This window comes from Clostridioides sp. LIBA-6822, assembly GCF_056688955.1.
Map to the genome: position 1 here is coordinate 45,737 of NZ_CP196996.1, position 22,851 is coordinate 68,587.

19 protein-coding genes are annotated in these 22,851 nt (G+C 25.7%); 9 read left to right on the forward strand and 10 right to left on the reverse strand.

Annotated elements, in window-relative coordinates:
- The first annotated feature begins 482 nt into the window (after nucleotides 1-482).
- Nucleotides 483-773 (forward strand): hypothetical protein, encoded by a 291-nt coding sequence (locus ACTG48_RS20930; protein WP_102822263.1) that lies wholly within the window; start codon nucleotides 483-485, stop codon nucleotides 771-773.
- Between the two features lie 284 nt (nucleotides 774-1,057).
- On the opposite strand, the gene ACTG48_RS20935 is transcribed toward ACTG48_RS20930, so the two are convergent.
- The 5 genes from ACTG48_RS20935 to ACTG48_RS20955 all read right to left on the reverse strand — a co-directional run bounded on the left by ACTG48_RS20935 (nucleotide 1,058) and on the right by ACTG48_RS20955 (nucleotide 11,046).
- Nucleotides 1,058-1,579 carry a hypothetical protein gene (locus ACTG48_RS20935; protein WP_102822264.1) on the reverse strand — a complete coding sequence of 174 codons (522 nt, stop codon included), beginning with the start codon at nucleotides 1,577-1,579 and terminating at the stop codon, nucleotides 1,058-1,060.
- Nucleotides 1,580-1,690: 111 nt separating this feature from the next.
- Nucleotides 1,691-2,431 (reverse strand): peptidoglycan recognition protein family protein, encoded by a 741-nt coding sequence (locus ACTG48_RS20940; RefSeq protein ID WP_158245591.1) that lies wholly within the window; start codon nucleotides 2,429-2,431, stop codon nucleotides 1,691-1,693.
- Between the two features lie 21 nt (nucleotides 2,432-2,452).
- A complete protein-coding gene (locus tag ACTG48_RS20945) occupies nucleotides 2,453-2,875 on the reverse strand; it encodes a phage holin family protein (RefSeq protein WP_330400438.1) in 423 nt (140 codons plus the stop codon).
- A gap of 181 nt (nucleotides 2,876-3,056) precedes the next feature.
- Nucleotides 3,057-10,160: a glycosylating toxin TcdB gene (gene tcdB / locus ACTG48_RS20950; protein WP_172693299.1), complete on the reverse strand. Its 7,104-nt coding sequence runs from the start codon at nucleotides 10,158-10,160 to the stop codon at nucleotides 3,057-3,059.
- A gap of 331 nt (nucleotides 10,161-10,491) precedes the next feature.
- The gene (locus ACTG48_RS20955; RefSeq protein WP_102822211.1) at nucleotides 10,492-11,046 is read right to left on the reverse strand and encodes an RNA polymerase sigma factor; all 555 of its coding nucleotides are present in this window, start codon (nucleotides 11,044-11,046) and stop codon (nucleotides 10,492-10,494) included.
- A gap of 308 nt (nucleotides 11,047-11,354) precedes the next feature.
- Here ACTG48_RS20955 and ACTG48_RS20960 point away from each other — a divergent pair, with 308 nt between their 5' ends.
- The 3 genes from ACTG48_RS20960 to ACTG48_RS20970 all read left to right on the forward strand — a co-directional run bounded on the left by ACTG48_RS20960 (nucleotide 11,355) and on the right by ACTG48_RS20970 (nucleotide 16,445).
- Nucleotides 11,355-12,116, forward strand: coding sequence for a response regulator transcription factor (locus ACTG48_RS20960; RefSeq protein ID WP_054269367.1), 762 nt, complete (start codon nucleotides 11,355-11,357; stop codon nucleotides 12,114-12,116).
- A gap of 259 nt (nucleotides 12,117-12,375) precedes the next feature.
- Entirely contained in the window at nucleotides 12,376-13,758 is a 1,383-nt protein-coding gene (locus tag ACTG48_RS20965; protein ID WP_102822212.1) for an ADP-ribosyltransferase, read from the forward strand.
- Nucleotides 13,759-13,799: 41 nt separating this feature from the next.
- On the forward strand, nucleotides 13,800-16,445 hold the full coding sequence (locus ACTG48_RS20970; RefSeq protein WP_102822213.1) for a binary toxin-like calcium binding domain-containing protein: 2,646 nt from the start codon (nucleotides 13,800-13,802) through the stop codon (nucleotides 16,443-16,445).
- 299 nt (nucleotides 16,446-16,744) lie between these two features.
- Here the strand turns inward: ACTG48_RS20970 and ACTG48_RS20975 are convergent, their stop codons facing one another.
- On the reverse strand, nucleotides 16,745-17,860 hold the full coding sequence (locus ACTG48_RS20975) for a tyrosine-type recombinase/integrase (protein WP_102822214.1): 1,116 nt from the start codon (nucleotides 17,858-17,860) through the stop codon (nucleotides 16,745-16,747).
- 431 nt (nucleotides 17,861-18,291) lie between these two features.
- On the opposite strand from ACTG48_RS20975, the gene ACTG48_RS20980 reads away from it, so the two are divergent.
- Both ACTG48_RS20980 and ACTG48_RS20985 read left to right on the forward strand, forming a co-directional pair.
- Nucleotides 18,292-18,660 (forward strand): BlaI/MecI/CopY family transcriptional regulator, encoded by a 369-nt coding sequence (locus tag ACTG48_RS20980; RefSeq protein ID WP_235684380.1) that lies wholly within the window; start codon nucleotides 18,292-18,294, stop codon nucleotides 18,658-18,660.
- Nucleotides 18,661-19,788, forward strand: a complete 1,128-nt coding sequence (locus tag ACTG48_RS20985; RefSeq protein ID WP_102822216.1) for a M56 family metallopeptidase — start codon at nucleotides 18,661-18,663, stop codon at nucleotides 19,786-19,788.
- Nucleotides 19,789-19,942: 154 nt separating this feature from the next.
- On the opposite strand, the gene ACTG48_RS20990 is transcribed toward ACTG48_RS20985, so the two are convergent.
- Nucleotides 19,943-20,188, reverse strand: coding sequence for a helix-turn-helix transcriptional regulator (locus tag ACTG48_RS20990; RefSeq protein ID WP_021383412.1), 246 nt, complete (start codon nucleotides 20,186-20,188; stop codon nucleotides 19,943-19,945).
- Nucleotides 20,189-20,299: 111 nt separating this feature from the next.
- Here ACTG48_RS20990 and ACTG48_RS20995 point away from each other — a divergent pair, with 111 nt between their 5' ends.
- The gene (locus ACTG48_RS20995; protein ID WP_021383397.1) at nucleotides 20,300-20,509 is read left to right on the forward strand and encodes a hypothetical protein; all 210 of its coding nucleotides are present in this window, start codon (nucleotides 20,300-20,302) and stop codon (nucleotides 20,507-20,509) included.
- A gap of 22 nt (nucleotides 20,510-20,531) precedes the next feature.
- On the opposite strand, the gene ACTG48_RS21000 is transcribed toward ACTG48_RS20995, so the two are convergent.
- Nucleotides 20,532-20,777: a helix-turn-helix transcriptional regulator gene (locus tag ACTG48_RS21000; RefSeq protein WP_021383410.1), complete on the reverse strand. Its 246-nt coding sequence runs from the start codon at nucleotides 20,775-20,777 to the stop codon at nucleotides 20,532-20,534.
- 456 nt (nucleotides 20,778-21,233) lie between these two features.
- Here ACTG48_RS21000 and ACTG48_RS21005 point away from each other — a divergent pair, with 456 nt between their 5' ends.
- Both ACTG48_RS21005 and ACTG48_RS21010 read left to right on the forward strand, forming a co-directional pair.
- Entirely contained in the window at nucleotides 21,234-21,686 is a 453-nt protein-coding gene (locus tag ACTG48_RS21005) for a hypothetical protein (protein WP_021383436.1), read from the forward strand.
- Nucleotides 21,687-21,733: 47 nt separating this feature from the next.
- On the forward strand, nucleotides 21,734-22,081 hold the full coding sequence (locus tag ACTG48_RS21010) for a hypothetical protein (RefSeq protein WP_102822218.1): 348 nt from the start codon (nucleotides 21,734-21,736) through the stop codon (nucleotides 22,079-22,081).
- A 173-nt stretch (nucleotides 22,082-22,254) separates the two neighbouring features.
- On the opposite strand, the gene ACTG48_RS21015 is transcribed toward ACTG48_RS21010, so the two are convergent.
- Nucleotides 22,255-22,476 carry a LexA family protein gene (locus ACTG48_RS21015; protein ID WP_021383390.1) on the reverse strand — a complete coding sequence of 74 codons (222 nt, stop codon included), beginning with the start codon at nucleotides 22,474-22,476 and terminating at the stop codon, nucleotides 22,255-22,257.
- A gap of 59 nt (nucleotides 22,477-22,535) precedes the next feature.
- Nucleotides 22,536-22,757, reverse strand: coding sequence for a hypothetical protein (locus ACTG48_RS21020; protein WP_021383424.1), 222 nt, complete (start codon nucleotides 22,755-22,757; stop codon nucleotides 22,536-22,538).
- Between the last annotated feature and the right edge of the window lie 94 nt (nucleotides 22,758-22,851).

Below are 22,851 nucleotides of genomic sequence, written 5' to 3' on the forward strand. Positions count from 1 at the left end.
AAAATTTTCTACTAAAAAAGATAAGCATTATTTTATTAATAAAGACACCAAAATATAAGTATGCAATTAATGAAAATGTAGGTATAAAGTATACTAATATTGATGATTTCATAAATTTATAATTTATTAAAATGAATAAACTTATAAATGAAATTAAAAATGTGTAAAAAGTTAATGTGATTAGTGTACACATAAAAGTAAATTTGTTTTTAAAAAAAAAACATAAAATAAAAAATACTATGCAGATAAAAATTATATTTAATAATAGCATAAAATTCTCCTTTATCAATTTCTTATTAAATTATACATTAAAAAACCTAATTCGAATCAGATTTATTAAAAAACTTTAAAAATAAAAAAGCAAAAAAATCAGCAATTTTTTTTTCATATTTTCTTGATATATATAGCAATGTAAATTTCTGTGATTATTTCGATTAATTATTACGAATTTATGTTGACTACAAATAACGGAGGAAAAAAATATGAAAAAAAGAAAGATTAAAACTAATGGGATGGGTAAACGTAAATTAAAATTAGTTTTAAAATATTGCGATGGAAAACAAAATTGTATTAACTTTAATTTAAAAGTAAACAAAATATTAATAATGAATCATAAAATACCTTATAAATTTCCGAGGTTTATAAATATTTTCTTAGGTAAAGTGATTGAAATTCTTATCTCCCATATATTAATGGATTTAGGAATCGAGCCTGAATTTAAATGGTTTGTAGCAAAAATATTAGCATATATTATAATTAAATTTATAAATTAGATAAATATAACAAAGCTAAAACTAATCAAATAAATAATAACTTAAAAAGCTACAGATTTTCTTATCCTGTAGCTTTTATTTTAATTTTAATCAAGTAACTCTCTATACAATACTAAATTAAGATATTTTATTTCTCTTTATATGTACAAATCATATATCTAACTCTATAATATTATCAGTGTCAATGTATTTTTTAAAGCTACATTGTCATTTATTTTCACATCTTCTTTGAATAAAACATAATTAATTTTTTTTGCAATGATTTATTAATACTTATATTATAATTACTGTTTTCTTTCAAACTTAGAATATGCTCCTGCTAATTTTTTTATTTCTCTTGAGTTGTATTTTCTTTGTATTTCCTTGATCTTTCTCACATGTTCATCCTTATTAAAATCATGTGATAATTGTTCCATTGCACATTTTTTTAAATATTTAGATGTATTTACATTAAGACCAACACGTCTGAAACCTTTTACAATATTATTATTAGCTTCTACTAACATTAGATCCATTGCATATCCTTCATTTTCTTCAAGTTCTTGAAATTCTTTACATTTAGATAAATGAATTGTAAATGGTATATCTGCATCTCCTATACCCATTGTATTTGTAAATACGAAGAAAATAATTTTGTCTAAAAAAGATACATCTATTCTTAAATTACCTTTTCGAAATTCCATTATTTCTTTTTCTGATAAATTGTCTAATTTAAATATAGCTCTAAATCCAGTTTCACTAAAAGTAATACTTAAACCATCTGGTACTTCTGCTTCTAATTTTTTACCAACTTCTATTTGAAACATATTGGTCTATCCCTCCAATTATTTATATTCTACATTATAAGTATAGCTTACTTAATGTCATTTTTCATTACTTTAGACAAATTTACTGAATATATGTTAAAGCTGCCAACTCTATCTATTAATGAACTTTAATGCCTTGTAAAGTGTATCAAATTTATCTTCGCCTTTTATCATAGTATATTTTTCTTTAGTTATAGAATTTATCTTCTCACATGCTCTTCCACCTACAACATATAAATTTTGTGTCATGCCTGGTTTGTAATCTCTTATATCACATACTAAATATTCTTCTTCTTTATAATTCCAACTAATGACTTCAGCTGATATTTTATCCACTTCTCCATCATAAACAATTGTGTATCTTATTATTTTATCATCCTTTTTACTATTTTTTATTTGATTTTTAAAATCTATCCATAGAGAAGGATTATCAAGTATATTACGAGGACAATATTTTTTCTTAGCATCATAATGCCTAATCACTTTGTCTGAACTTATATTTAAATCTTTCATTAACTTTTTAGTTAAATCTATTGCATTTTGTCTTGCTTTTGTATAATTTCCATCTTTATTTACACATATTTCTATGTTTATGCTATTGTAGTTTGTTACTCCTTGAATTAGTGCAGTACCATAGCTTTTACCAACTGCCCAAGCTCCATTTTTGTGGTCTAGTGTTTGATATATTACTTTATCATCAACATAATAATGAACACTTGCTTCTAAGTTACCATTATTAAGTGCTTGTGCATGTCTCTTAGCATCTGCTCCCTTGTCCTCATTGTCAGTCTCATGTATAACTATAAATTTGGGGCTATTTTTGTTTGGATAACACTTTTTATTTGTTAACATCTTTATTATATCTACCATTGCTTACTTTCCATCCTTAACATTCAATTCATCTGTTATTGTATCTAGTAAAACTACTATTTTTTCCTTTAATCTCTTAGGTACTGGTAATCCACATAAATACATATTTTTTAATATACTTACACTTTCATATAAAATGAATAAAATAGAGAAAAATTCAGATATTCCAAGGCGATTTAATTTTAGAAAGTTGATCCAGTCCTGTGGTAGCATAAATAAGAAGTTGAAATTTGTAAGAACATCAAGCACTGACAAAAAAAATACACATGCTATCATTGCTACTTTTCTAATTCCTCCATCTATTCCAAGACTTGAATTAAACTTATGATTTTTTATTGCATTTAAGCATCCCAATAACGTATCAAATGAAATGGTTAAAATAACTAATTTTATAAATATATTATCTACCAAAGAAAATACTGTCATGTTAATGATTCCTCCTGGTTTTATAGTAAGATAAATTTTTCCTACTATTATGGATATAAAAGGTGAACTACTATATATTAACTATAGTTCACCTTTTTATTCTCAAATCTCTATTTTAGATAGAAAACTTTATTTGATTAATCATTTTTTCTATATTCAAGTATAAAATCATATAGTTGATTTATTCACTAACTACTAATTCAGCTGTGTCAGGATCAAAATAATACTCCTCATCATCAATTGTAACTGAACCAGTTGTTGCAATATATTCCTCTGTGAAATAGTATTTTTTACCATCCAGATCTAACCAACCAGTATAGTTTATTGATTCTCCTTCAAAATTCTCATCTAAAGTATTTTGATGTGCAAAATATTTAAATCCATCTGGCGTATTAAATACTCCAATCTGCATAATACCATCTTCACTAAAGTAGAACATCTTATCTTCTATATTTAGATAACCATATTGCATAACACCATCTTCATTAAAATAGTAATGATTATCTTCAAATGTTATAAGACCTGTTCTCATTATGGCATTCTCATCAAAATAGTATTTTATATCATCAATTACATTAATACCTTTATATGCTTTTTTAGTTTCTGGATCGAAATAATATTTATCACTTTCATTTTCCATATCATATATCCATCCAGTCTCAATTGTATATGTTTCTCCAAAATAATATACATCTTCACCAACTCTAACTAAGCCACTATATTCAACTGCTTGTCCATAAATATTATCATTTACAGTATTAGCTGGAGCAAAGTATTTATATCCATCTGAAGTGTCAAACACTCCTATTTGAACTAGACCATTTTCACTTATATAGAAATAATTATCATCTATATTTTGCATTCCAGATTCTACTATTCCAGAATCAGAGAAATAAAATACTTTATCATTGATAGTGACAAATCCAATTTGCATAATTCCAGAATCATTAAAATAATATTTACCATCATTGATTATTGATATACCTATAGATGCCTCTGCTGTATTCTCATCAAAGTAATATTTTGAACCATCTTCTAAATCTTTCCATCCAACTATTGCTGTAAATGAATCATCAAAATAATAAATCTTATTGTTGAAATTAAGCATACCAGAATATGAAAGTGCTTCACCTTCTTCATTTCCTAAATCTTCATCATGATGAGCAAAATACTTAAATCCATCTGCTGTATTAAATACTCCTATTTGCATTTCTCCATTCTCAGCAAAGTAAAAATATTTTCCATCTATTTCAGTATATCCTGACTTCATCACACCAGAATCATCAAAATAGAATGTCTTATCATTTATATTAACAAATCCTTTTTGCATAATACCATCAGAGTTGAAATAGAATTTATCATCACCTATTTGATTTAGCCCTTTAAAAGCTCTACCTGTATCTGTGCTAAAATAGTACACTTCATCATCTAATGTTTGCCATTCTTCAGCTGCTCTATAATTATCTCCAAAATAATAAATATTTTCATCAATAATTAGTTTGCCAGTAAAATTAATTGCTTCACCTTCTAGATTTTCATCAAGTGTATCTGCTGGAGCAAAATATTTAAATCCATCTTCTGTACTAAATACACCTGTTTGTAACACTCCATTTTGGCTGAAATAGTAGTTTTTGCCATCAATTATTGTTTCTCCAACTGAAGCAGCACCTCCATTATCTGGATTAAAGTAGTATTTATCATCACCTATAGTTGTAAATCCAGTTATCAAGTTCTTTATTGGTGGCTTGAAATAATATAATGAATCATTAATATATACTAATCCAGACACCATCATTCCAAAGTTATTAATATAAAATTTCTCATTGTATAAAGAAATCAGACCTAAATCATAATTAAGTAATCCTTCCACATAATATGAAGGGGTAAATGTTGAAATAATTTTATTTATAGATACATCTTGCTTATCACTAAAATTAAAAGATATCTTATCTGATATAGTATTACCTTTAAAAACATTAGTGAATCTTATTTTAACTTGTGATACCTTGTTCTCTTCATCAGTTGACATAAGAATAAAATCACTTCCATCATTACTCCATACATATCGTATAGATAAATCATTGATATTAATATTGATTTTTTCACTTATATAATTTGTATCTAATACAATCACTTCTGGATAAGTATTATTTGCTTCATATATAGGTGTTATGTTTATTTCATCTGTATATATATTTGGCGAAATTATAACTTTATTAACACAACTGTCTATTCCATAAAGGTATTTCTGAGAAAAATTAATGACAGTTGAAGAGATATCTCCAGAATCATCTAAATCGTAATTTGGTTCTACTATCATATTTTGTCTATTACCTACATATAGAGTATATTTAGTTTCTAACGTATTAAACTTAATGAAATATGGTTGTATATTATTATCTTTATCACAAATAAACTCAAATTGACCAATAGAAGTAGTAGCACTTATTATAAAATTAGTATCTAATATAAGCTTAGCATTAGATTTTAAGGATTTTATGAAAATACTTTTTATATTCATACTTTCTAAAAAGCTCATTAAAGAATCTGAAGTATTTGTACTACCTTTTTTATTCATAAATTTCAATATTTCAGCTACTCCATTTTCATCTAAATATACTCCATTTAATTTTATAGTATTTTTATCTTGTATAGTAAAAGAAAGAGAGATTTTTATATCATCTTTTAAATAATACCCTGTTAATATAATAACATCATCTTTAGTTATAGCTTTAACATCTTTCAAATCATTACTATAATATCCAAATGGAGGTTTACTATTGTCCATATAAACTTTAATTATGAGAACTACATCAGATAATTCAGATACAAATAAACCTTCTTTTGTAGAACAATTAATAAATCCATTTTCTTTTCCTTTATCATCCATAAAACTATAAGGTATATTTTTTTGTAATTCGCTGTTCAATCCTATATAATCTATTTTCTGTTGAACAGAATTTGAATTTGCCATCAATGTTTTTAGTTCACCAGAAATAAGAACTTTATATGATTTAGATAATAAATCAACTTCTATAACTGCATTTATTCCTTCTAAGATTGAGAATGTTAAAGATACAAATCCATTACCTCCATTTAATGTTCCAGAGAAATTAATTTCATGATTATCTAAAATAATTTTATTGTCTTCAATACTTAATTTAGATAAAATATTTTCTATTAAATCTCCTTTTTTAATTTTATCAGATTCTATAGTGACATCTCTTACAACATTGTCGACATCTATAACCCAAGTATCATTTTCATTTAATTCTATGTTTATATTCATATTATATTGAGAAAGAGATAATGCATAAGTTCCTCCCGAACCATAAAAAGAATATGATAATTTCTCTCTTATATATTCTGTAGTTATCACTGGGACTATAAAGCTTCTAGTATTACTGTCTAAACTTATTCTTACATTAGTATCTTCATATCTTGGTTTTAATGTTGTTATTAAAGCATCAGCTATAAAAGCGAAAAATCTCCAATAAAACTGGCCTTCATACTGGTCTCTTATACGGTCTAACAGTTTTGTACCATCATTTTCTAAGCCTCTTAAACCTGGTGTCCATCCTGTTTCCCAGCCAAACACTCTATTTGGAGCATTAGGTAATACCATTAAATCTTTTGACAAATCAAGTTCTTCTTTTTTAACTTCTAATACATCATATATAGATAAATGTGGTTCTCTATATGTTATTGATGGTGATGAAAAGAAGTGATCTATATCATTAGTTACAGTATGACCTGAACCACCTTCCATTCTCCATATTTCACATTTACCTAAAGTTATTGAATTGTTATTAAAGTCTATCTCAGATATTACTAAATCATCTTGTGGCATCATTATTTTATCATCTAATGAAGTAAATGCTCCTTCAGACTCAGCTAATGATATATGACTAAAATAATCTACAACTTTTGTTGCTTTATCTCTTAGGATAAGCTCATTGTTTACTAAACTTGGTATACCTGCTGAAATTCCTGCTAAAGGAACTAAAAGTATACTAAATCCACTAGCTATTCCTAAAGATGAAGTAATTATTGCAGTTGTAGCTGCTGTTAAATTTACTGCCATTATACCTATCTTAGCTTCTATTTCTTGTCTTAATAATGGGTCACTTGTTTCACTTAGCTCTTTGATTGCTGCACCTAAACTTACACCATCTATGATAGTTGCAATTACAGGTAATCCTTCAGATAATGTAGGAAGTAAATCTATAGTTTCATCTAATGCAGTTGATACTAATTCAACAACTTTGGCTGCATCTGTAATGGTATTCAAACCAGTACTAAATAATTGAGCATAAACTTGAACTTTCATTGCTACACTTAAATTACTAAGAGATTCTTTAGAACTATTATATTCTATTAATGATTGTATAAAAAATGCAGCATTTAAAGTATTCACTTCATGTGTAGCATCTAAATTTACTTTTTTTACTAACTTACCATTTACAGTATCAAATATAGTACCTTTTATCTTAGAAATCTCTTCAGTTATATGATTAGCATATTCAGAGAATATTGCCTTTTCAGTTTCTACAAATATAGATTCTCCAGTTTCTTTATCAATAAATCTTATACTAAAGCCTTCATCAGTCTCCGATATATCCTCAAAAGATATAAAATGAGAATCTTCTAATTCATTCTGTTGTTTTAAGTCGTATAGTGCATCAGAAATAGATTCTATTAGTTTAAATTCATTCTTTATATAATTAATAGAGTCAGAAGTTAAGCTTTTAGCTTCTTCAATCCTTTCTTCTACCACTTGTGTCTCTATATTTGAAATAACATTTATCTCACATTCTGCTAACATTACTTTTTCTTCTAGTTCAATATCACTTGAATTAGACTTGTTTCTAATTTCTTGTAATAATGTAGATAATTCAGGTAAATTTTTAGATTTTACTATAATTTTATTTTCTTTAGGATTAAATGATATATATTCTTTTGATGAAATATCCTTTATAATACTTTCTTCTTTATTTATCCATTCACCAGAATGATCCAATAATTCTCTTCTTCCTTCACTATTTATTCTAACTTCATATTGATTTGCACTTACTATAATAGAGTCTTGACTTATAGATGGCATTAATTCTGATACTTTATCTTTAACTCTAAGTAATAATTTTCCAGGATAAGTCTCTTCTACATTTACAGAATAGCTAAACATGTTACATCCCAGTAAGTTTATTTCTATAGATTTAGGAGAAATATCTGCTTTAGCTAAATCTATTATTGTTTCTATTTCTGAAGATAATGAATCCACATCAAGACCTGCAAATATATCAGTATTAAACTCAGCTTTGCCATGACCAATAAGTGTCAATTTAATCTTAGGTCTATCAGAAATTCTATCAGGAATTCTATACTTATCAATTTCTTGTATTTCACTATCTGTAGGATTATAGTAATATGCTACTTCTGAATCTTCTATATTTTTTTGAAATAGTATACTGTCATAAGGATTTTTTGCAAATAAGTTACATGCTGCTTCATAGCTAATTTTATCTCCTTGTAATTGAACAATATAATGAACATATCCTCTTTCTGAACTCTTCGTTGATGAAGAGATCTTTTCTAAAAGATATTCTTTGTCAGTTACTGTATTTTGAGAAAAATCAAGATTATCATCTTCTCCAAGCGCACCTTCAAAATAATTTTTCTTGTATTCTTCAAATTGAATTTTAGCTCTTTCTTCATTAAATTGCCATAAACTACTTTTCTCTTGTTCTGTTGCTTGAGATATATTAACCTTAGGAAATTCAAAATTTCTTAACTCAGATGACAATATAGAAGAATCTATGCTCATCTCTTTAAATGTTAATAAATCTTTATAAGCTCCTGCATATATTGTAGGACCACTTAAAGTAATTGTAGTATTAGCTTCAGGATAAAATCCAACCCTTAAATAACTTCCGATTTTTGCTATAAAACTTATATTCTCTTCATTAGCTATAGCTCCCAAACTTTCACCAAAATTGTTCATTGTAGTATTAAAATCATTACCTTGACTAATAATTGGACCTAAAGTATCATTCAGTATCTTATATCTGTTTTGGATTTGTTTTATTAGTAAGTCACTACAATATGAGTCTTTTGCAGAAATTAGAGCTTGATTTATAATAGAACCTTTGGCAAATGCAATTTTTACTTCTAAAGGTGATACCTCTATATCTCCTAGTGGTAAAAATATTTCTGACTTATCAGACTTAGAAGCTAGAACAGATTCAAAGCTACTTTGAACTTCTTCATTCAATGTATCAAAATGTTTTGAAGTATATTCTGGTATATATTCTTTATATTTCATTATGGCTTCTAATTGTATTTCTTCCCAATCTACAGCTGTCTTTACTGAATCAGGCTTGTTTATATCTTTAAATAAATCGGGGTGTATTCCTGGTAACATATCAACATCTAGATAGACTCCACCAATATTTTTCAATATAGCGACTCTTAATATATCAGATGCACCAGCAAGATTCCATCTTTCTACTAGCTCTTGTTCATATAAATTGAATACTTCTCCAGTTTTAAATTCTTCAAAGTCTCTAACATCATTTCCACTATTTTCTGTGACTTTGTTTAATGACTCTTCAATATAAGCATTAAGTTCATCTATATCTTTTGAATACTCATCTGAAAGATATGATTTCACAATATCATCAATTATAAGGTCAGGATTTTCTTCTTTCTGAGCCTTATAGTAATTTATGAAATTTTGCTGTTTATCATAGATTATTTGCATACGCTTTCTGAAAAATGCAGTGTGGTTAAATTCAGGATCATTTAAATTTTCTCTAAATGATTCAAGAGTGTCATTTGATGCGGATTCTATTATAGTTTTTTTCAATGTATTTATCAAAAATGCATTACTATCATAAAATACATTAACATTATAGTCACTATTTACATCTTTCCACTGGTTTATATAATTAATAGCAGTATCATTTATTTGCCCTCCAATCCATATAAAATGTAAATTTTTCTCGACTGGAGTTAAATTGCTATTTTTTAATTCTAATATCTCTGTAACTAAGTACTCTTTAAATTTTTTTAAGGCTTTATTTCGACCAGATTTTTTATATGTATCTATATAGGTATCTGTTAAACTGTTTATATCTTTTAATTTTAGATACTTTTCAACTATAGTATTTTCTGACATATTATGATATTCTTCTAATGCATCTAATATTGCTACATATTCATCTTCCTGAACACGAAATCTCACATTTGCCATTTTTTCTAATTGCTTTCTGTTAACTAAGCTCATAAAAACTTCTCCTTTACTATTTATTTTTATTGGATTATTCTACCTATAAACTATAAAATTTTATTATATATCCTCCTTTCTAATTGAAGAATAGATTAATCTTAATTTAAGTTTTCATATATATTCACTTCCTAACATTTTAAATTGAAGATATTAAATTGATTAATTTGATCTTCTATTGAATAAGGATATTATTTTAGACAAATGTGTAAACATTTTTGTAAGTATAATATAAAAAATTAAGATATTCTTGAATTAAATTATCAGTTTTAAATTAATTTTAATTTTAAAATCTTATTTCAATGAGCAAGCATTATTTTAAATACATTAGTTATAAATTAAAATAATCTTCATAGTCCTTTTTTATTTTTTTAAAGGCTCTATTTTTAGCTTTATTGACAGCTTGCCTTGATATTTTTAATTTTATTGATATTTCTATGTCAGAATATCCTTCTAAATATTTATAAAAAATAACTTTTCTCTGAATACCAGATAGTTCGTTAAAAATATATTCCTGAAAACAAATATCTTCTTCAAATATATACTCATTTGGATAATTATTTCTTAAATTCAGCATATTTTCATTAAGTTCTAAGAACTGAAGTTTTGATCTAGATTGTTTTTTAGACAACTGAAACATCTTATTTAATAAAGATTTATGAATATATTTAACTATAATAGCATCATTTTGTTTTGTGAAGTTATTTAAATTAATACTTTTTATTAACTCAATAAAAAATATTATTAAGTCTGTTTCTCCCTCTTCATAATATAAAAATTTACTAAGTTTTTTTATTAATGGTTTAAATGTAATTAGAAGTTCTTGTAAATTTTCTGCTGAATTACTTCTTGATAAAATAATTAATTCATAAAAAGACTTTTGCATAAAATCATCCCCTTTTATATGTATAATGATATTTTTTTTTGGGATTTGACAACATTTATGCATAAATAAATTATATAGTTGCAATAGTTTCTAGAATATATATAATTTAAAAATTGACTTAATTAACAAATTTAGAAATGTATTTTAATAAATTAAGTGAATAAAGAAAAAAAATATTTTATTTGTAAACTACAAAAATAAAATATTTTATTGATGTAGTTTGCAAAACGTTATATTATATATATATATTTATATATTTTTCTTTTTTTTGAATATTCGAAAATTTTATTGTAATAGGAGGAATATGAATGGATATATTATTGTTTGATAACGATGTAAATTTTGGAAGAAAGTTAAAAGACTGTATAAATAACATACTAATTAAAGAGGGATTTGATAATGATATTGTAAAACTATATCATAATGTAGATTTATTGTTAAAGGATATTGATGCAAAAAATAAAGTAAGGATATTTTTTATTGGAGTTGATTTTGAATATAACTTAAATAAATATATGTGTGATGGACTATGGTTGGCCCAAGAAATTAGAAGAAATGACTATTTAAGTCCTATTATATTTATTTCAAATTATGTTGAAATAAGTATGAGTATTTTTTATTATAGGCTTGAAGCTATGGATTTTATATCTAAATACGATATGGATATTGCTGAAGGCAGAATAAGAGCTTGTATTAAAACCTCTCATGAAAGATATTTAAAGGAAATAAATTATCCAGAAAATTTTTTTGTTATTTATAGAAAATTTGAGCTTTGGAGAATCCCATTTAGCGATATAATTTATTTTGAAACATGTACTGCCCCTCATAAAATAAAATTAGTAACTGAAGAACAAGAAATCGAATTATACAGAAGTTTAAAATCTATAGTAGATTTAGATGAATGTCTATTTCGTATACATAAATCATTTATAGTTAATAGAGAGCATATAATTTCTCTAAATGTAAAAGGAAAATTTGTAAAAATGAGTAATGGAGATAAATGTCCTATATCTGATAGATCTCTACAATCTGTAAAAAAACAACTTAGAATGAAAGAAGTATCAGTTTAAGATATAAAAAGGTGTAAAATAATACGTTATTTTATACCTTTTTTAATATGCTATTTTACATAAATTATTATATTATTTCCTAAAAACCCGTTTTCAAAGCAGAAAAATTATTTTTTTATATTTTAAACAATTTCTTTGTGTCGAATAAACTATTTAATGACCACTAAAATATTGATTTTGAAATCTAACTAATATTTTTATATTTAGATTATATAATTAAATTAATAAATATTTAAAATAATGTGAGGAGGTATTTTAAATGAAAAAGATTAGAAGTTATATTTCTAAAATATTAGTACTAAGTCTTATTTTAACAAGTCTCTTATTCAGTGGAGGAACTTATGCTGAAAATTTAGTAGAATATTCACCTCAAAAAATAACTACCACTGCTTATAAGGCAGGAATAGAAAGACCAGAAGATTTTTTTAAAGATAAGGAAAAAGCTAAAGAATGGGAAAGAAAAGAAGCTGAAAGGGTTGAAAAGGGTCTTGAAAAAGTAGAGAAAGAAGCTTTAGCAGAATATAAGAAAAATGCATCAGAAATAAGTAAGTATTCTAGAGAAAGAAATTATTTTTATGACTATGAAATAAAAGAGAATCCTTTTGAAAAAGATTATAAGGATCTTAAAAGTGCGATATCAAAAAACAAGCTAGATAAACCTATGTATGTTTACTATTTTGAATCTGCTGATAGATTTGCTTTTAAGGGCGAAATTAGAGGAAATACAGAAAATGAAATCAGTTTAGAGAAATTTAATGAATTTAAAGATACTGTTCAAGACAGATTATTTAAACAAGACGGATTTAAAGATATATCTTTATATGAACCAGGCAATCAAGACAGTAAACCTACACCATTACTTGTACATTTAAAATTACCTAAAGGAACTGGGATGTTACCATATCAACAAAGTAATGAATCTGTAAGTACACTAATAGAACAAGGATATAGTGTTAAAGTTGATAAAACAGTTCGTATAGTTATAGGCGGAAAACAATATATAAAAGTTGAGGCATCTTTAGTAAGTAGCCTTGATTTTAAAGAAGATGTAGCCAAAGGAGATTCTTGGGGAAAAGAAAATTATAATGACTGGAGTAATAAATTGACTCCTGAACAACTTGCTGATATAAATGGTTATATGCGTGGAGACTATGTCGCTATCAATAAATATCTGTTAGAAAATGGGCCAACAAATAATCCTGACCCAAAATTAGATTCTCAAATAAATAATATAGAAAATGCATTAAAAAGTAAGCCTATTCCATCAAATTTAACTGTATATAGAAGAGCTGGAGCTCCTGAATTCGGTTTAGAAATTTCATCACCAGGATACAATTTTAATATAGAAGCAAATGTAAATGCATTTAAGGAAAAATGGGAAGGACAAACATTAACATATCAAAATTTTGTAAGTACTAGTATAGGCAGTGCAAACATGAGTGCATTTGCTCCTAGAAAAATAGTACTACGTATAAGTATACCTAAAGGTTCTCCTGGTGCTTACTTATCAGCTATACCTGGCTATGGTGGAGAATATGAGGTTTTATTAAACCATGGTAGTAAGTTTAAGATTAATAAAGTTGATACTTATAAAGATAAAACTACAACAAAATTAATTGTTGATGCAACATTATTAAATTAACAATTAATTTAATAATATTTCTAATATAAGGGGGAGAAAAAATGAAGGTACAAATGAAAAATAAAAAATTACTGAGTTTTTTAACACTTACAGCTATCGTTAGTCAAGCTCTAGCATATCCTGTATATGCACAAACTAATAATAATTATCACTCTACTAAGAAAAGAGAAGTTGTAAGTGAAGATACACTCCCAAGTAATGGATTAATGGGATATTATTTCACAGATGAACATTTTAAAGATCTAGAATTAATGGCTCCAATAAAAGATGGTAATTTGAAATTTGAAGAAAAGAAGGTAGATAAGCTTTTAGATAAAGATGTATCAGATGTAAAATCTATACGCTGGACAGGAAGAATAATTCCATCAATGGATGGAGAATATACACTGTCTACTGATAGAGAAGATATCTTGATGCAGATAGATGCTAAAGGTGATGTTGCAAACACAATTAAAGCTAAAATGGAAAAGGGTAAGGAATATAAAATTAGAATAGAATTGCAAGACAACAATCTAGGAACTATAGATAATCTATCGTCACCTAAACTTTATTGGGAATCAAATGGTAACAAAACCATTATACCAGAAGAAAATTTATTTTTAAGAGATTACTCAAAAATAGAGAAAAATGATCCATTTATTCCAAATAATAATTTCTTTGATCCAAATTTGATGTCTGATTGGGAAGATGAAGACTTAGATACAGATAATGATAATATACCAGATGCATATGAAAGAAATGGATATACTATAAAAGACTTAATTGCAGTAAAATGGGAAGATAGTTTTGCAGAACAAGGATATAAAAAATATGTATCAAACTACTTAGAGCCAAATACTGCTGGAGACCCATATACAGATTATGAAAAGGCATCTGGCACATTTGATAAAGCGATAAGTAAAGAAGCAAGAGATCCACTAGTTGCAGCTTATCCAGTAGTTGGAGTTGGTATGGAAAAATTAATATTGTCTACAAATGAGCATGCATCTTCTGATGTTGGTAAAACAGTTTCTAGAGCTACTACAAACAGTAAAACTGATGCAAATACAGTAGGCGTATCTGTTACTGCTGGATATCAAAATGGTTTCACAGGAAGTGTAACAGCAAACTATTCTCATACAACAGATAATTCAACAGCTGTACAAGATAGTAATGGGGAATCTTGGAATACAGGTTTACAAATAAGCAAAAGTGAATCAGCATATATAAATGCTAATGTTAGATACTATAACACAGGTACTGCACCTATGTATAAAGTAACACCAACAACAAACTTAGTGTTAGATGGAGATACACTATCAACTATTAAAGCACAAGAAAATCAAATTGGTAACAATTTATCTCCTAATGACACATATCCTAAAAAAGGGGTATCTCCTTTAGCACTTAATACAATGGACCAGTTCAGTTCTAGATTAATACCATTAAATTATGAACAAATGAAAAAATTAGATTCTGGGAAACAAATTAAACTAGAAACAACGCAAGTAAGTGGAAACTTTGGTACAAAAAACAGTCAAGGACAAATAGTAACAGAAGGAAATAGTTGGTCAGACTATATAAGTCAAGTTGATAGCATATCTGCATCTTTTATACTAGATATAGGAAATGAAACTTATGAGAGACGTGTTGCTGCTAAAGATTCATATGAGCCAGAAGATAAAACTCCAGAACTTACAATTGGTCAAGCAATTGAAAAAGCATTTGGTGCTACTCAAAAAGATGGTTTATTATATTTTAATGGGACACCAATAGATGAAAGTTGTGTTGAACTTGTATTTGATAATTATACAGCTGATACAATTAAAGAGAGATTAAAATCTTTAGATGATAAAAAAATATATAATGTTAAACTTGAGAGAGGTATGAATATACTTATAAAAACACCAACATACTTTACTAATTTTGATGATTATAACAATTATCCTAGTGAATGGAGCAATATTAATACTATAAATAAAGAAGGCTTACGAGGGGCAGCAAATAAACTCAATGGACAGACTAAGATTACAATACCAATGTCTAAATTAAAACCTTATAAGCGTTATGTTTTTAGTGGATATTCAAAAGATCCTTCAGTATCTAATTCAATATCTGTAAATATAAAAGCAAAGGAAGATAAAACAGATTATTTAGTACCAGAAAAGAATTATACAAAGTTTAGTTATGAATTTGAAACAACTGGAAAAGATTCTTCTGATATAGAAATAACTTTAAATGGTAGTGGAGCAATATTTTTAGATAATTTATCTATTACAGAATTAAATAGTACACCTGAAGTACTTAAAGAGCCAGAGATTAAAGTCCCAACTGATCAAGAAATAATAGATGCACATAAAACATACTATGCAGACTTTGAATGGAATATGAGTACTGGTCAATCTTATTTTAAAGGATATTACTTTAAGCCTACTGATACTAATAAAGATGTACTTAATTATATTAATAAATACCATGTATATGCGACTCTTGAAGATTCTACAGGAAATGGAGTGTACAAAGACATAGGTACTAGAGAAAAAGAAATGCGTAATTATGGAGGAGATGAAAATCAACCTAAAACTAATTATATAAACTTTAAAACTTATGATACAGATTTAGCAAATGTATTAACATATAAGCCAATGAAAATATATGCTGTTACACCTGATAATAGAGAAGTACTCGTTTATGAATATCATAAATAAATATAATTCTCAACCTATTAAACTAATTTAAATAAGGTTATAAGATATAAAAAATTTAAAATATATGAAGTTACTTTAGATAATAGAGAGATACTAGTACTTAGTATTAACTAGTATAAAATAAAGCCACTTCAAACTCCCTAAAATACAATATATAATTTATACCATAAGAAAATTATATTTTTCAACGATTTTCTTATGGTATTTTTTTATTAATTTTAAATATTAGTAAATTTTAAAATTAATTTTATGAAAATGACTCTCTATCTTCCATTTATAGCTCTTTGTAAATCTTCCCCTTATGATTCATCCTTATATAATTTGCTTGCAATTTTATCTGAAGCTTCTCTATCCATTTCATCAAGTACATGAGAATATATATTCAGAGTGGTATTAACATTTGAATGGCCAACTCTTTCTGAAATAACTTTTATAGGTATATGTGAGTTCATAAGTAACGTAACATGTGAATGTCTTAAATCATGAAACCTAATATGAGGAAGTTGCTCATATTCCAGGAATCTTCTAAATCTATGACTTATAACACTTTCATCTATAGGAGAGCCCTTCTTATTAATAAATAATAGATTATATTTATTTTCTATATCAATATTCAGTAGCTCTCTTTCTTGCTCCAATTTATGTTTTAATATGAGATTCATTATTTCATCTGGAGCCGATATCTTTCTGATTGAACTCTCAGTTTTGGTATCCTTCAGTATGACTTCTCCATTAACTTTTGCAGTGATTTTCTCTATTGAAATTATTTTTCTCTCAAAGTCTATATTTTCCCATGAAAGACCTAATATTTCAGATATCCTCATACCAAGACCAACACCTAAATTTATATGAAGCTCTAAAGCGGTATTTTTACAGGCTTCTAATAATCTTATTATTTGTTCTTCATCATAAATTTCATTTTTAAATTTCTTTGATTTAACTATATCTATTCCTTTAGTTGGATTTTTATCAATTATTCTTAAGTCAAAAGCATTTTCAAATGCAAGTTTCATTATATTAATGTGTATTTTTAAGGTTTTAGAACTTAGAGTATCTGACAAGGTGTTTATATAATTTTGTATATGTATTGTATCAATATCTTGAACTCTCATTTTACCAAGATATTTTATTATATATTTATTACATATATTGATATATTTACTATAGGTAGTTATGGACCATTTAGATTTATATTCTTCTATAAATGTTTTTAAAAAATTCTCAAATAAAATATTATTTGGGATTAGTATGTTATTTTTATACATACTATCTTTTACTTCGGCCAATCTTTTATTAGCTTCTCTTTTTTTAGTAAAAGAACCCATGTTCTTTTGTTTTTTCTTACCAGTAAGTTCATCTTTATATTCTAAGTAGACTATGTACTTTTTATTTACAATTCTTATGAACCCAGTCATAGAAAACCACCTTTCTTAAAAAGCTTTATATGTTAATTATACCATTAAAAAATAAATAAAAGTGTGATTTTGCTGAATTATAACTGAAAATTATAAGAATATTAATTATATATCCTTGTAATATAAATAGTTATAAAAAAATATCATAGAATTAATAATTCTATGATATTAGTTATTATTTTAATAATTAAATATAAATTTCGATTTTAAGGCATTATAATTTGCCATAGGATAAATTATAAAGCGATAAAAAATATTCGTTTCTAAATGGCTATTAGAAGGTCATTATTTTTTATAGTGACTAATATTAAATTTTGTATAGAATATTCTTAATTATTCGTGTACTATTATCTTAATAGATAAGATTTTTATTAATATAATTATTTTTATTTTACAGTATTAAAATGCAATATACTTTAGGGGGATTTATTATGCAGAAAATACCAGATGCAGAATTAAAAGTAATGAAATTTATTTGGGAGAAAAATGATAATGTGATTTCTAAAGAGGTTATTGAAGCAATGCAAAATGAATATGATTGGAAGCAGACAACTACGCTAACACTTCTATCAAAGCTTGTTAAAAGAAAATTTTTATCAGCTGAAAAAATTGATAGATATACACATTATAAAATTATAATTGAATATAGAGAATACTTAAACTATGTAACAAAAGATTTTGTAAGTAACTTGCATAATAATTCAGTAGGAAGTCTATTTCTTTCATTATATGAAGATAATATCTTAAAAAAAGAAGAATTTGAGCATCTTATAGAAATAGCGAATGATTTGGAGAAATAAATGAATGTTTTATTTGAAAATTTATTAAAGACAACATTAATAAGTAGTTTAGGTATTTGTATATTGATAATTCTCAAAACATGTATATTTAAAATATTTAGTAAAAAGTTTAATTATTATATTTGGCTAATTATTCTTTTTAGAATGTTACTTTTTCCTGTTTCTTGTTCAATTGAATTTAAAACAAAAACAAAAGAAAGTTATACTCTAATTGATAATATAACTAATTTTAATAATAATCATCCAAACAAAAACCTTACACTTTTATTTATATGTATATGGATAATTGGAGTTATATTTTATTTAGCTCGTCTATTAATTAAATATGTAAAATTTAAGAATCTTATTGTTGATACTTCTTTCGAGGTTGAAGATGAAAATATAAATAGTACTTACAGAGAGTTATTATCTGAATTAAATATAAAAAACAATATTCCTCTAAGGTATACAGATGAATTAGCCAGTCCAGCAGGTGTAGGATTATTTAAACCATATATATTTTTATTGGACCTTCCATATGATGGAGAAAATATTTATTGGATTTTAAAACATGAGTTAACACATTTTAAACATAGAGATATCTTGATAAAATTTATAGTAGTCTTTGTAAAAGCTATTTATTGGTTCAATCCTTTTGTTTATATTATGAGCAAGAAAATTGATTCTGATTGTGAACTATGTTGTGATGAAAGTGTTATTAATGAATGTTCATCTAAACAGAAAAAAGAATATGCACTAACTATTTTACGTGCAATTGAGCTAAATAATCTCAATAAAATGGGTATGTTGGCAACAGAGTTTACAAAAACAAATTTAGAGATAAGAATAAAAAGTATTGGAAAAAGAAGAGGTAAACGTGGAATAATCCTTGCTATTCTAATATTTATAGGTTCATGTTTTTCTTTTATTGATGTGAATGCACAAGCACCACTAAAAAAGAAAAGTTTATCTGAAAATAAAACTGTTGTACCAAGTACTGGATTTAGTTTTGAAACTACAGATTATACATATGCGACAGCTCCAGAACATGTAAGAAAACTTTATGAAGAAAAATGTAAAAAAATAGGTGAAGTTCCTAGAGATACTGATAAAATAGAGATATATAATACAGACAATACAATAGAATAATATTCTATATAAACGTTTTTATTAATGTTTTATTTTTAATTATTACTATGATATAATCAGATATATTTATAAAAATTTCACACTGACTGAGTAAAGGTATGTGCTATACATACCTTTTTATTATTAAGGGATATAATACATATTAAATTTAATTTTAAGGCAAGTCTGAAAAGAAATCTTTATACTCTGCATTGAATATATATTTAAGTGCAATTAACACACTTAGCCGAATGCCATATGTACCTGTCTCCATTTGAGCATATGCTGCTCTAGAAACATTGCACCCCATTATTTGTAACTTTGAAGATACTTGCTCTTGTGACAAGCCTGTTTTTTTACGTAACCTTTTTAATGCATTTCCTATAGTATAATTATTTTCTTGATAAAGCCACTGTGACATGGTCTATCCTCCTTAAGTATTTGTAACCGTAGAATTACATATTTTACTTGATATTAGCATAAATATTAGCTATAATTGTAATTGTAGAATTACAATAGGAGGTGTATATACTTGAATAAAAAAAATATAGAGTTATCACAATGGTCAATAGAATATCCACATGAATGGGAAATTGTATGTGGCACTAGAGAAACAGGACCTCAAAATAATTACAAAATTATGTTACTACTTGAAAAAGCTGGTTTTCAAGAGTTAAGTTACATGATTTCGTGTAGACTAAATTGCCTTCTTAATGATGAGAATAAAATAGACATAGAATAAATATTACTTAGGCTTACTTAACTTAAGGCAAGTCTGAAAAAAAATCCCCATATTCTGCATCAAATATCTGTTTAAGTGCAACTAACACACTTATCCGAATACCATATGTACCTTTTTCCATCTGAGCATATGCTGCTCTAGAAACATTGTACCCCATTGTTTGTAATTTTGAGGACACCTGTTCTTGTGATAAACCCATTCTTTTACGCAATCTTTTTAATGCACTTCCTATATTATAATTGTCGTCTTGATAAAACCATTGATGCATAGTCTATCCTCCTTTTAAATTTTGTAATTGTAGAGTTACTCTTTTTGAGTTTAACAGAAAAACAGATTATAATTGTAATTGTAGAATTACAATTATATATATATATAAATAATTTTTTAAGATATGTTTTATTTAAGAATTTGTTGATTTATCTATAATGAAGAATTTAATTCAAATATATTTTGACCTATATAGAAAAATTTATGTTATTAATATAAAATATAAATTAAGAGGAAAGTTACATGCGTTTAGATGAGTTGGTAATCTGAAGATCCAATGCTGAAAAACTGATATTGTTACTTATAGAAGAGCCTTTATAACATGAAGAATATAAAGTACTTATAAGCTTTATCCTTATATCTATTATTTATGTTTATACTGCTTCATGTATAAATACAGAATTACAAAAAGTATGTAATAGATAAAATTAATTTAAAGTGAACTGGAGGACAAAGAATGTCTTACATATATGAACCAAGAGATGATTATGAAAAGAAAATACTAAAAGAATATGATAAATTAAATAAGAGAAAATATGAGGATAAATACAGAAATTTTGATGTTTCTCAATTATATAGAGATATAACAAGTGAAGATGTATTTATACGAATTTGTATGAGGGAAAGAAACTTAAAGCGAAAAATAGTTTTTATAATTATAACAATTATAAGTATTCTGATGTATTTATTTTTAAGTATTAATGTCTATCATGCTTCTAATTCACCATTACAATATTTATTTGTTTTTGGTATAGTGTTATTTACTTGTTTACTATACTTAAAGATAAGGGAAATAAATATAAAATATAAACATTATGATTTAATTGATTTTAGTGCATTAAATGTATTAGAGGATATAAAAAATACCAGGTGTACAGAAATAAAAAAAGAGTTCTTTGAAGATCTTTAAATAAATAACATGTACTCAATAATACATAATAAAGGAAGGCTATATATATGTCATATATTTATAAATTTGGTAATGCTGAAGAGCAAATGATGAATGATTTCTATAAAAATTATAGAGCGGATTATAAAGCTGATTATTGTAATTTAGAACTACATGAATCTATAGAAAAAATAGAAGAAGATAAACTAAACATAGGTATGTTACTTGAATATAATAAGAATATTGAGTTTGGTTCCTATATTAAAATTGCTGTTATAGCGATTCTCTTTATTAGTATTTCAAGCTTTTTAGCATATAATACTTTTAATTCATTAATAAGGATTTTATTCATCATAAGTATAATCACTTGTATATATATCGTATTTAAGATTAAAGATAATAAAGTCAAAATATAGAAAATATGAATTAATGGCATTTGGCAAATTAAAAATATTAGATGAAATCCATCTAGAAAATCTTGAAAAAGTAAAATTAGAACATTATTAATAGTAGGCTATTTGAAGGGTAATATAAATTTACTGCCTTTCAAATAGTCTACTTAATTTTTAGATATTTTTTCAATTCATCATTATCTATTTTTTAAAATTTGAATTGCTCTTGGTTTGTTTGATTCTCTTTTAATATATCCTTTAGCTTCTAGCTTATTTAAGTTCTCATATACAGATGAAGTTGAACTAAGACCAACAGCATGGCAAATATCTCTGATAGAAGGAGGATATCCTTTTATTGATATTTCTTTTTTTATCACATCTAAAATTAGAAGCTGATTGTCTGATAAATCTTTACTCATATATACACATCCCTTTACTGTTGTAAAACGTACGTTCGATTATAAGGTAAAAATAAGTGTTATGCTAATTTTATATATTCCTCATAATCTATCTCACATCCAGAATAACCTTCAGAATATGGATCTTGATAGCATAATATTTCTTCATTACATATAGCATTATTTAAAATCTTTTTATTAAGTAGTTTAATATAGCAATCATTTTCATACTCCCAAGCTTGAAGAATTTCAATATGTATCCCATCATCTGTTATATAATCAGTTATATAATATTTTGTCATAAAGTTCACCTCTCATTAATAAAATAATATATTTTACTATATTATAACATATAATTGTCCTGTTATTGTGTATTTTAAGAAGATTATAAGTTGC